This is a genomic window from Methylobacterium cerastii, from assembly GCF_022179125.1.
Classification (GTDB): Bacteria; Pseudomonadota; Alphaproteobacteria; order Rhizobiales; family Beijerinckiaceae; genus Methylobacterium; species Methylobacterium cerastii.
Genome location: NZ_BPQG01000057.1, coordinates 1 through 10,553 on the forward strand (window position 1 = coordinate 1; position 10,553 = coordinate 10,553).

Genomic DNA, 10,553 nt, shown 5'->3' on the forward strand with positions numbered 1-10,553 from the left:
CCTGAAAACAGCGCTTACGGAAGATCTCAGGCTTGGCCTCGTAGGTCGAAACGATCAGGTCGGCTTGCGCTTCGATCGTCTGCGAACGCTGATCCCCGCCCATCGGCTTGGGTACGACCCGCCCTTCTTGCACAAAGCTCTCGTACCAGCGGATCGCGCTGGTCGGGCTCACACCGAACCGCTTGGCCGCCTGACGGCGCGACACGCCTTCCTCGACGGCGGCCACGACACGCGCGCGCAGATCGACGGATAGAGCAGTTGCCATGCGGCTTTCCTGCGAAAGCCGCGAAGAGAATCACATCACGCCCCAGCGGTTAACCCCAGTGATTCAGCCCGGTCGGTCGTCGCTCTAGCTGGTAGGCGGTCTGATCGAACGAGATCACGAGCGCCATCCTGGCAGCCCAACCCAAGCCTCGACAAGGGCCGCCTCGCGCCCAGCCTGATCCGGCGCGGCATCGACGACTTGGCGCAGCACCGCCTCCACCGCCTCGCCTCCACCGATCGCCGCGGCCTCCTGGCCCTGGCGACGGATGGCCGAGTGGTACGCCTTGCCAGCAGGGCCAGCCTTCGGCCCACTTTCCATTGCGCTCAGGATGGCGGTCAAAGCGGACACGATGGGTGCGAGATCACGCCAGTTGGCAGGAGTGGCTACCTCGGGCTCGTGGGCCTAGTCCTTTTTGAGCGGCGGGGCGGCAAGGTTGGTCGTCAGAGGGCGCTTCATGGCGACTTCTGCTGTTGATCTGCTACTGAGCTGTTCAATTCTTTCTCCTCAGTTCCAGTTAGCGCATCCCATGAGCTTTTTGCGGTCGCTCAAGATTTTCTTCAGTCGGTCGAGTTCGCCAAGGAGACCTGCTTAGAACAGCGGCCACCAAGGCGCAGACTTTACGGCAAGGCACGATTTCTCGGCCGACTATAACCAAGCGATGGAGACGCTTAACCAGCGGATCAACACGAGATTTCCGGACAACTATCAGGCTGGATTTAACCCCAATCGCGAGCAGGGTCGTGATTATGGGGATGATCGAGCTGCAGCTATCGCCACCGCCTCCGCTGCCGTTGCGGCCGCTCTGCGTGGCGGTGCGACGGTAAGGCAGGCCGCTGAAGCCGGAGCATCGAGCATCGGCATCTGAGTGGGACCAGGCCAGGCGCTCGCCCGGCTCGATGCCGTCGCGCCAGGGGCCGAAGCGGTCTCCGGGGGCGATCATTGGCCGAGCTTTCAGATCAGGACGCCTTGCAGCTGCCCGAGCTTCTGGCGGTGCGTCATGTGGCCGAAAGAAATCGTCGTTGCCGTGATGGCTCGAACCGGCCCGCCGAGCGGGATGACCAGGCCACCGCAAGGGTCAACGCGCAGGATGCCGATCTGCGGGTGAACCGAAAACAGCCGCAGGGCGTCCCAGCCTAGCGCCTTGGCCTGCTCGCCGAAGGCATCGAGGAACGCTAGCGTGCGGGCTCGCGCTGATCCAGGCCCGGAGGTTGGCAACCGCCTGCGTCTCGGGGTCCAGGGCTACAGCGTCGGTTGAGCGTTGGAACCACGTCCACGCTCACCGCACGGCTCCCTCTACGTCCATGTCTACCGGGAGCAAGCTAAACCGGCGGGCGAGGCAGCCCGTCGTGAGCAAGATGAAGAACGGGCTGGCAGTGCCGACCATTGCACCGTCGGCTCCCTCACCTGCCAGTTTCGTCGCAGCGGCGTTGATGCCCTCGCGAACCGTGTGGGGCTCCCGGTGCATCCCGGCCGCAATCATCGCTTCAACGAAGGCGGGGCTGGCATGTCCAGAGTTCCGGTCTACGGCCTGGATCTGCGCCATAACGGCTTGGTCAGCCGCTCCAACGCCGTCCACGGCGATCCTCAGCGACTAAATCACATCTTATCGCCGGACATTCATCCCGTCAAACAGCCATGGGACGAACGGGGGTGAAACAAGCTCTTTGTTGCAGGCACCACCCATGGCGAAGACATTGCAGCAGCAGGTCCAGAACACGCACTGCTGCGAGAGGTGAGGGGGCCTGCGCTCTCCGAGGCTTGAACGCCTTCCAGGGCCCTCCCAGGCCACTCAGGGACCGCCATAGTTTGGAGGCCTCACATGGAGAACCTGCGTCGAAAAACCGGAACACGCAGAGCGTGTCTATCAGAAGGGAGGAAGGCCGTGGATCTCAGAGCTGCTGCCCTACCACTCCCCAGCTCGCAGCACGTTGAAGCCGTCTCTGCTCAATGCGGAGAAGGATCACCTCTTGAAGAGCGCCCCTACGGGGCGCGGGGACGTCGCAGTCGCGCCGTGCTTCGCACGCCGCTTGGTGCGCCTTACCCCGGATAGTCAATCTTTCTTGATCAAGCCTTAGGGAGGAGGTGAAGGGGCAGAGAGAGAAAGGGGATCGTCTGGGGAGGTAAAAGGCAATAGGACGAGATTACCGCGCGGAGCGCAGCATGGGGTCTTCCTAGCGATCAGGAGGCGTCGTCGGTCACGTAGCTCGGCAAACGTGGCACGACCTTAAAAGCCTGCGGGCTTCATCTCTCTACCCCGTGGGATCAAAATGCCCAGCGGGGATGAAGTAGTCCCATGATACAGGACGAGGTAGTTCCTTGGCAACGTAGTTCGCCGCGCCTTCGTCGAGGATTTGCTTGATGTCGGTTGAACCAGACCGGATGATGGTGGTCCAGATTTCGTCCGTGTGATCCTGCAGCTTGGCGATCTTCTGCATGTACCTGGCTGGGTCAGGTTCCTGGATGCGCGCGAGGACATGCCAGTGCGGGTTCGAGTACGCTCGCTCGAGGAAATAGAACGCCTGCAGGCGCTCGCCGGACTTGTTGGTCCGGGCCCACCGCGGTCCGAGCAGCCGGCGGTTCATGCGACCTTCCCACGCTCTCGCCAGCTCCACCATGCGGTCGTGACCCCGGAACCCGCGGATGAGGTGTCGCTGAGCCGAGCGCAGGTCGAGATCGTTGGTGGCAAGGGTGATGAAGTGGGTGCAGCTAAAGCTGGCGAGCCACTCGATGGTCTGCCGCTGCTCATCTGACGTGAACCTCCTTGCCGATCCGCCGGCGATACCCTGGCGGATATTGACGTGGTTCGACATCGGCCGCAGCGAGCGTCAGGGTGCATAAGCCTGTATGTTCATGGGAGTGGCGTCGAGTTTAAGTTGGCGGATCACCCCGGATGATCCGCATGAAGCGGTCCGAGGTGGTACGGGATGTCGGCGCGCATAGAGTGCCAAGGGGGAGCACCCCGACATCCAAGGGCGTCGACCGGATGTCGGTGGGCCCAGGACGCAAGCCCCTCGACAGAGTGACCGCATCCTGGGACTTCGTCCTTCCTATGTTTAGAAGCGTGAGTCCGCTTATATGCTCATGTAAGGGACAAGTAGATGCTACCCATTCCCCCAGCGCACAAAAACGATTATTCATTACAGTATTTCAATATTTTGTCTCTAATACCAAAAACAAATGAAACGCTTATCAAATCTTGATCAAATCTCCCTTCAGATGAGCGTCAACCATGAAATCCAACATTTCAAACATCGTCTTCGTAAGATGACGGTGGCTATCCCTCTCATACTGTATGTCTTCTAAAATTCCTGCGCTCACTTCCTCATAAGCCTGAGTTAAGATAGGGTCCTCAGGTAACAACTGGGTATTTTCTTCAGTCAAATCAAAGGCACTGTTGATATTTGCGACCTGCCTCATGATATCAACAAGCTTTGCAATCACATCGTTTGCTTTAAGAAATACCATCCGACGGAGCATGGGATCAAGAGAATTCAGATTGTTGTGCTGGGTAATGTTTAAGTTTGCGGCACTGGTCTTCAAGTCAGCCAAAGGCTGATCCAGCTTTTCCATACGCTTGATGGCCAAATGAGCCCCAGGACGCCTACGGTCGAGCAGCCGCTGCCGCAAAGTGGCCATCTCAATAGCCTGAGGGTGCTCCATAGGAGCATGAGGCGTATCCATAGCAGAGGGGGTGGAACGAAGCTTCAGCATAGCGGAACCAGACACTGCGTTTCTCCTTTGTCAATCAACGTTGATTGATCTTTTCTCGCGGAACGGCAGGAGAGTCCACCCCCCACGGGGCTATTTTCGCAAAAATTTTCGCGCGGCCGGTCGTCGACTTGATCCGAGCGACAGGGTTCGTACTGCACGGACAGGGGTGTTGGCATGCCCCTATCCGATCAGATGCCTCAAGCTTCCGAAAGTGGGGCCAACCCAAACATCGTCCACCCTGCGTTCGCGTGATGCCGCTACGATGGACGACGTTGGCGTGTGAAGGGCTTGGCGCCACCAAGAGCAGAGCTTCAACTCGCTCTACGCTCCTGCGCCTCTACAGACGCATCCTTGAGAGAGCGAGAATCGTACGCCTCAACTCGAGCGTATGTCGGTCCCGTTCACCCACGAGTGGCACGGCGGAGGCCTTCGAGGAGGGCGATCGCGTTGTCGATATCACTCTCCTGGAAGCCGCTCGTGATGAACTCGAGCAGAGCGCGCTCCCTCGCAGAGACGATCCGTTCCGAGAACATCTGATCCAGAGCCTCCCTCTCGTTCGGCCACCACTGTTCCAGCCCCGCGCGAAACAGGACGACCAGATCGATGTCGAGGGCACGGGCGAAGGCGGGCAACCGCTCAAGCGGGACCTTGGCCTCCCCCCGCTTGTACATCGACAGCACCTGGGGCTTGTCGTAGCCGATCTCAGCAGCGATCTGGCGCTGGGTCTTCACACCGGACAATTCGTTGATCCTGTCACGGATCAGATTGGCGATCTTCGTGTTCTCGTAAGCGTATTTCGGCGTCGGATCGGACAAGATATGGCTCCTTCAACGCCAATGTGATTGACACTTCGTCGAATGCAATTTCTCTGGCGTGATGTATCTATATAATAGTGTTTCGCGATCGAGAAGCATTGATTGATTGTAAAATATCCTAAAAATCATAGGCCGTTATATATGTCCTGATTGTCATAACCGCTGCCTAGGCATCGTGCTTTAGCGAAAGCCCCACGACGGATTGGCTCTGTGGAGGTAGAAGGCGGATTGCGGGCGAGGATCACTCGTGGTTGCACGGCGAAGATGCGCTCTGGTTTACCGACGCTCTATGAGGTCAAAAAGAAAAAATCAATTGAATTTGATTGTCAGCCTAGATAGACCCTGCTTGACTGGATCTGATTGTCGTATCGCCGGTCGCCATCACCCTCGTTGACGAGGGTCAGCTTCTGGTCTCGGCTCATGTGTGGCGTTCCACTCGATCAACGACAGGCGAAGAGGAGAGTTTGGCGTGTATCTGCAAGTGGTTGCGCATGCTGACGATGGTCGCCGGCGTAGGCCCTGCTGGGGATTAATCGGAAAACCCAAGGCGGACAGCGCGCCGGGCGCGAGAGCAGCGTGATCCGCCGGTCGATGGAGCTATTTCGCGAAATCGCGGCCTATCCGGAAGCCCTCTACGGCACGGGTGTCCATCTGCCTGAGCCCTCCTGGATGTCTAGGCGGACAGTGCGTCATGCCCCCTGGTAGGGGCCTCGGAACAGGTCGCCAGAGGCCTTACGCAGGAACAGTGTCCGCCAGCGCCGGCGTCGATGCTCAGGGCGGTCATAGTTCAGGTGGCAAGCCTGGCAGAAGGCGGCGAGGTTGGCGTTCGTGTTGTTGGCGGTGTCGTGATCGCGGTGGGCGGCAGCCAGCACCACGCGGGTCGTCTTGATCACGCCGAGGTCCTCGATCGTCGGGAGGGCTCGCAGACTTCGTCCCCGGCCATCGCGTCAGGCACCGATGCTCGGGTCCCACCAGCGCCCATCACCGAGATGGTAGATCGTCTGGCCGTGCGGTCGTCCGCAGACCTCGCAGGCGCCACCGGCCCTCCGGAAGCGCACCGTGGCCGAGAGCTGCGGCCAGTCGATTGGGTAGTAGAAGCGGTGCTCCCGGCGGATCGGCATGGTCCGAGTCTGCCACACCTCGACTCCGGGAACAGCCCGGTAACCGCGATCAACCGCTAGCCAGATACGACTGCCTGCATTACATTGTCATGCAGATGGAGAAGCCTCATGGCCAACGCTCTCGTGCAGACCCGTATCGACCCGGCGCTGAAGGAAGAAGCAGCCACCGTTCTGGCAGCGATGGGGCTGACCGTCTCCGAGGCGGTCCGGCTGATGCTGACGCGGGTTGCGCGTGAGGGGACGCTGCCCTTCGAGCCGCTCATCCCCAACGAGGCGACGATCGCTGCGATGCGCGAGGCGCGGGCAGGCGATCTGCCCCGCTTCAACAGCGTGGCCGCGCTGATGACCGACCTCGATGCGGACGATTGAGCGTACGGGGCAGTTCAAGCGCGACTACAAGCGCGAGATGAAGGGGCAGCACCGCACGACCCTCGTCCCGGATCTTACATCCGTGCTGGACGCTCTGGTCACCGATCAGCCGCTCGCGGCGCGGCACCACGATCACGCGCTGACCGGCAACTGGCGGGATCACCGGGATTGCCACGTGCGGCCCGACCTGGTGCTGATCTACCGGCTCCCCGACGGGCAGACGCTGCAACTGGTCCGCCTCGGCTCGCATGCTGAGCTCGGGCTTTAAGGCTGTAGTTGCTGGCTGCGTGCCCGCGCCTGGGGGAAGTAGCTGTAGAAGGTGTCTCGGCTGACCCCGAGGCGCTTGGCGATTGCCGCGATCGAGATGGTGCCGCTCTTCAGCAGGGCACGACCGACCTCGATGTCGGCCTCCGTCAGCTTTTTCGGGCGTCCACCTTTGCGCCCGCGGGCGAGCGCTGCCTTGAGCCCCTCCATCGTGCGCTCGCGGTTGAGGTCGAGGAAGTACTCCGCCATCGCGCCGTGCATTTGCAGGGCGAAGCGGCCATGGGCGGTGTCGGAGTCGAACTGCTCGGTCAGCGAGCGGAAGTGGATCTCCTTCACCCGTAGGCTGTCGATGGTGCGCATCATCTCGACGAGCGACCGGCCGAGGCGATCGAGCTTCCACACGACGAGCACGTCTGTCGGCCGGAGATAGGCGAGCGCCGCCTCGAACTCCGGGCGCTTGGTCCCGGCCTTGCCGGACTTCTTCTCCTCGAACAGCTTCTCGCAGCCGGCGCCTTTCAGCGCGTCACGCTGCAGGTCGAGGTTCTGGTCGAGGGTGCAAACGCGGGCATATCCGACGAGCATGTCGGGATAGTGATCCAAGAGCGTTTTATCTGCAATAGAAAACCAGTCATATTTTCCCGACAGAAACAGAGCCATTTCGACCCGCGGATCGAGCGCCCATGAAGCGTGTCGGACAAACGGTCGTTGAACATCATCAGGAGGACGCAATAGGCCGCCTGCGCCATGTCGTCCCGGCGCGGCGCGTTTTTCTCTCGACGCTTAGCGTCGGACCGGACCTGGGCCGCCGCATGGGGTTCGTTGCGCTGGATCTCGTACTTCGACAACGGCGCGGGCTTGATGGCAGCGGTATCGGTGGTGGTTGCGAGGGACATCGGCGTGGCTCCGGTGGCTGGAGCCCCGATGATCTCATCGCAGAACGAAAGTCGAAATGGCCTGAGCGGTCAGCGGTCGAAAATAATTTGCGTCAGCCGCTGACCAGATCGGGTTGTGCCTTGCCCTCTCAGCCCGTGTGCGCACGAGGTCGGGCCGACGTCAGGATGTGAGAGCCCGAGGACAGCTTCTCGGCCAAAAGGTAGAAGGCGGCCCTGCTACAGGGTGAAAGCAGGGCCGCCACGGCGGATCGGGGGGGATCAGCCGGGTGCGGAAGCAGCACGAACTACATAAATGGTAAGAAAAGTCAGATTTCGCGTCAGCGCTTATCTTTAGGTTTCGAAAATTTATCGCTCAGTATAAGTCCAGTCCGGAGCCAAAGGGGCAGAGAGTCAAAATTTCTCTGATTGGCTACTTTAGATCCTTTGTCTGGCGATACTGAGCCGCTGGGGCGCCCGGTCTTCGTTTCTCCAACAAGAGATGTATACCCGACAGCTTGAAAAACCGTTCCGGCAGTTACAGGCACACCGAATATCTTAGACATCTTTTTAAGTAAATCATCCCCTTTTTCGCCGGATCCAGTATTGCATCCTTTTAATACAACATGTCCGTCCCTTGAAAAAAGTGTCTTTAACTCGCGCCACTTCTGATCTTCTAAGGATTCCACAGTGATCATCGATTGCTTTTGCTCTTCTTTAAGTATTTTTTTTCACGATTTTTTTGATCATCGCTAAGATCGCTAACTGGGTTCGGATCTGACCCATCCCCGAGAGCTGTGAGTTGCGCACCGGGGCTGCCATGTCCATAGAAGATAAGTCCGTCAATTTTCGCCTTTTTCACGCTTGACTTTATGGATGTAATTACTTGTGCGTTTCCGTTACACATAGGCCCAAGCTTAATTACGACGTCATCTGAATTTTTACTTGAGTTATTGTCAAAATTTACTCCCTCGTAGCCCGATAGGCCAATGTCGACGACGTGTACCAGAACGCCCATATGCCACCCCCCCCTACTTATTGATTTGCAGTTCAAAATTCAGCATCCAAACTGAGTGGAGTCAACTATGGCGCAGGAACATAGGATGTGGCGCGAAGCCTTATCGTTGAAGTTCAAATTGATTTTTCGGAGCGTTGCGCCAGTCCGCGTTATGGCATGCGTCTAGTTTTCTGGAGCTATATTGTGCAAATAGCTTGTATCATAATGGTTGCTTGTCAGATCTGGTTCGATCGTCTGCTAAGCCTCGTCTAACAATCAATGATAATCTTCAGTAATGAAATTACTTCGCCCTCAATAAATATAAAAAACTTCTGTCGCAGATGCTTGTGCCGATTTCGATCCTAGACCCCGAGGAACCTGGCCTGCCTCCATTTGGTGGCCCAGGTTCGAATTTAGTGCATTGTCGGTTGTGTGACGATGGCAGGACGAGCAGACGGAACTGATCCGCTCTGTTCGGTTGGCCAGATGACGACCTCCGGTGCAGGTGGCTGGTAGCCTGTGCGTGCGGTGCTCGACGCAGTCGTAGGACCAGACGTGGTCGGGACGCTCGGGCCGTAAGCGAAGGCAGGAGCCGTCGTTGAAGCTAGAGGCGCGACCGCTTCGGCTGACGAGCGGGAACCTTGAGGCCCTCGCGGCACCAGATCCGCTCGACCCGCTTCACGTTCACTGTCCAGCCGTCACGCCGGAGCAAGGCCGTGATCCGACGGTAACTGTCGCGCCCGTATTGGACGGCCAACGCAATGATCGCAGCCGTAAGAGCAGCTTCGTCCTCGACCACCACGGGGCATTTGCGCTGGGTCGAACGATGTTGCCCCAGGACACGACAGGCGAAGCGTTCAGACACGCCATGCTCGGCAACGACGTCGTCGACACAAGCCCAGCGGCGAGCCGGGCTCAGAAGTTTCCCGAGGCTGCCTCCTTCAGGATAAGCTTCTCCAAGGTCAGATCCGAGATCGCCCGGCGGAGGCGCTGGTTCTCGGTCTCCAGAGACTTCAGCCGCTTGACCTGATCGCCCTTCAGGCCGCCGAATTCCGAACGCCAGCGATAATACGTGACTTCCGTCACCTCAATGGACCGGATTGCTTCGGCGACCTTACGGCCCTGCGAGATCAGGACATCAACTTGGCGCAGCTTGGCAACAATCTCTTCAGCCGTTTGATTCTTCCGTACCATGACAACATCGTACGCCTCCGGTGAGGGCCGCGATCGAGGGCATCGCGCTCTTCGCTGAAGCCTGACCTTAATGCTGGCGTTAAGGTCGGCGGGTCGGGGTGATGCGGGTCGCGCTGCTGGAGGATGCCGAACGGCGGCGGCGCTGGTCGTTCGATGACAAGGCGCGGATCGTCGAAGCCTCGTACGAGGCCGGGGTGTCGGTGTGTTCGGTGGCGCGCCGGCACGGGATCGCCCAAGGCCTGCTGTTCACTTGGCGGCGTCAGGCGCGGGAGGGCCGTTTGGGCGGGGACGCGCAGGCCCCGGTCCTCGTGCCCGTCGCGATCGCCCCGGAGCCGTCACGTCCTGTTCCCGCTGCGCAGTCGGATGATCCGCGTGCTCCAGCGCCGCCGCGCCGGCTTCGTCGCAAGAGCGGCGTCATCGAGATCGATCTCGGCGGCGGTCGGCGTCTCACGGTCGACCGGGACGTCGACGGCGGAGCTCTGCGTCGGGTGCTCGATGCCCTGGAAGGCCGATGATCCCGCTGCCGGCCGGTGTGCGGGTCTGGCTGGCGACCGGCCACACCGACATGCGCAAGGGCTTTTCCAGCTTGGGGATGATCGTCCAGGAGACGCTGAGGCGCGATCCCCATTCCGGGCACCTGTTCGTCTTCCGCGGCCGGCGCGGCGACCTGATCAAGGTGATCTGGCACGATGGCCAGGGCGCGTGCCTGTACACCAAGCGGCTCGACCGCGGTCGTTTCCTGTGGCCGTCGGTGGCGAACGGAGCCGTGACGATCTCGACGGCGCAGCTCGGCTACCTGCTCTCGGGCATCGACTGGCGGATGCCGCAGGAGAGCTGGCGTCCGAGTGCGGTCGGATGAGGATAACGCGTTACAAAGCCTGAGCAATATGCTCTTCTCTCGGGCGTGCCGAACGCGTCCGAGCCCCCGCCGCTTCCCACCGATCTCGC

General features: G+C 59.9%; 14 protein-coding genes and 2 pseudogenes. 5 read left to right on the forward strand and 11 right to left on the reverse strand.

The features are described from left to right. Both MFF13_RS19135 and MFF13_RS19140 read right to left on the reverse strand, forming a co-directional pair. Positions 1 to 265: helix-turn-helix domain-containing protein (locus tag MFF13_RS19135; protein WP_238272727.1), on the reverse strand; the 265-nt coding region annotated here is incomplete at its 3' end. 114 nt (positions 266 to 379) lie between these two features. Then, on the reverse strand, positions 380 to 613 hold the full coding sequence (locus MFF13_RS19140) for a hypothetical protein (RefSeq protein ID WP_238272728.1): 234 nt from the start codon (positions 611 to 613) through the stop codon (positions 380 to 382). A 310-nt stretch (positions 614 to 923) separates the two neighbouring features. Between MFF13_RS19140 and MFF13_RS19145 the strand changes: the two genes are divergently transcribed. Then, the gene (locus MFF13_RS19145) at positions 924 to 1,130 is read left to right on the forward strand and encodes a hypothetical protein (protein ID WP_238272729.1); all 207 of its coding nucleotides are present in this window, start codon (positions 924 to 926) and stop codon (positions 1,128 to 1,130) included. 86 nt (positions 1,131 to 1,216) lie between these two features. Here the strand turns inward: MFF13_RS19145 and MFF13_RS19150 are convergent, their stop codons facing one another. From MFF13_RS19150 to MFF13_RS19170, 5 genes and pseudogenes are all read right to left on the reverse strand, one after another. Beyond that, positions 1,217 to 1,480, reverse strand: coding sequence for a hypothetical protein (locus MFF13_RS19150; RefSeq protein WP_238272730.1), 264 nt, complete (start codon positions 1,478 to 1,480; stop codon positions 1,217 to 1,219). 1,034 nt (positions 1,481 to 2,514) lie between these two features. Further along, a complete protein-coding gene (locus MFF13_RS19155; RefSeq protein WP_238272731.1) occupies positions 2,515 to 3,075 on the reverse strand; it encodes a hypothetical protein in 561 nt (186 codons plus the stop codon). A gap of 379 nt (positions 3,076 to 3,454) precedes the next feature. Next, a complete protein-coding gene (locus MFF13_RS19160; protein ID WP_238272732.1) occupies positions 3,455 to 3,991 on the reverse strand; it encodes a hypothetical protein in 537 nt (178 codons plus the stop codon). A 386-nt stretch (positions 3,992 to 4,377) separates the two neighbouring features. After that, positions 4,378 to 4,791 (reverse strand): helix-turn-helix domain-containing protein, encoded by a 414-nt coding sequence (locus MFF13_RS19165; RefSeq protein ID WP_238272733.1) that lies wholly within the window; start codon positions 4,789 to 4,791, stop codon positions 4,378 to 4,380. A gap of 689 nt (positions 4,792 to 5,480) precedes the next feature. After that, positions 5,481 to 5,912 (reverse strand): annotated as a pseudogene (locus tag MFF13_RS19170) (hypothetical protein). Between the two features lie 108 nt (positions 5,913 to 6,020). On the opposite strand from MFF13_RS19170, the gene MFF13_RS19175 reads away from it, so the two are divergent. Both MFF13_RS19175 and MFF13_RS19180 read left to right on the forward strand, forming a co-directional pair. Continuing rightward, positions 6,021 to 6,281: a type II toxin-antitoxin system RelB/DinJ family antitoxin gene (locus MFF13_RS19175; protein ID WP_238272734.1), complete on the forward strand. Its 261-nt coding sequence runs from the start codon at positions 6,021 to 6,023 to the stop codon at positions 6,279 to 6,281. Beyond that, positions 6,268 to 6,549 (forward strand): type II toxin-antitoxin system YafQ family toxin, encoded by a 282-nt coding sequence (locus MFF13_RS19180; RefSeq protein WP_238272735.1) that lies wholly within the window; start codon positions 6,268 to 6,270, stop codon positions 6,547 to 6,549. Before MFF13_RS19175 ends, MFF13_RS19180 begins: the two co-directional genes overlap by 14 nt. Here MFF13_RS19180 and MFF13_RS19185 read toward each other — a convergent pair. The 4 genes and pseudogenes from MFF13_RS19185 to MFF13_RS19200 all read right to left on the reverse strand — a co-directional run. Beyond that, on the reverse strand, positions 6,546 to 7,127 hold the full coding sequence (locus tag MFF13_RS19185) for a recombinase family protein (RefSeq protein WP_238272736.1): 582 nt from the start codon (positions 7,125 to 7,127) through the stop codon (positions 6,546 to 6,548). The genes MFF13_RS19180 and MFF13_RS19185 overlap by 4 nt on opposite strands. Further along, positions 7,061 to 7,438 carry a hypothetical protein gene (locus tag MFF13_RS19190; protein ID WP_238272737.1) on the reverse strand — a complete coding sequence of 126 codons (378 nt, stop codon included), beginning with the start codon at positions 7,436 to 7,438 and terminating at the stop codon, positions 7,061 to 7,063. Before MFF13_RS19190 ends, MFF13_RS19185 begins: the two co-directional genes overlap by 67 nt. 317 nt (positions 7,439 to 7,755) lie before the next feature. Next, positions 7,756 to 8,112: a DUF4347 domain-containing protein gene (locus MFF13_RS19195; RefSeq protein WP_238272738.1), complete on the reverse strand. Its 357-nt coding sequence runs from the start codon at positions 8,110 to 8,112 to the stop codon at positions 7,756 to 7,758. An 818-nt stretch (positions 8,113 to 8,930) separates the two neighbouring features. Further along, a pseudogene (locus MFF13_RS19200) lies at positions 8,931 to 9,605 on the reverse strand (IS3 family transposase); the annotation flags it as partial. Positions 9,606 to 9,706: 101 nt separating this feature from the next. On the opposite strand from MFF13_RS19200, the gene tnpA reads away from it, so the two are divergent. Continuing rightward, on the forward strand, positions 9,707 to 10,120 hold the full coding sequence (gene tnpA / locus MFF13_RS19205) for an IS66-like element accessory protein TnpA (protein WP_238272739.1): 414 nt from the start codon (positions 9,707 to 9,709) through the stop codon (positions 10,118 to 10,120). Further along, positions 10,117 to 10,464 carry an IS66 family insertion sequence element accessory protein TnpB gene (gene tnpB, locus MFF13_RS19210; RefSeq protein ID WP_238272740.1) on the forward strand — a complete coding sequence of 116 codons (348 nt, stop codon included), beginning with the start codon at positions 10,117 to 10,119 and terminating at the stop codon, positions 10,462 to 10,464. Before tnpA ends, tnpB begins: the two co-directional genes overlap by 4 nt. Positions 10,465 to 10,553 lie beyond the last annotated feature (89 nt).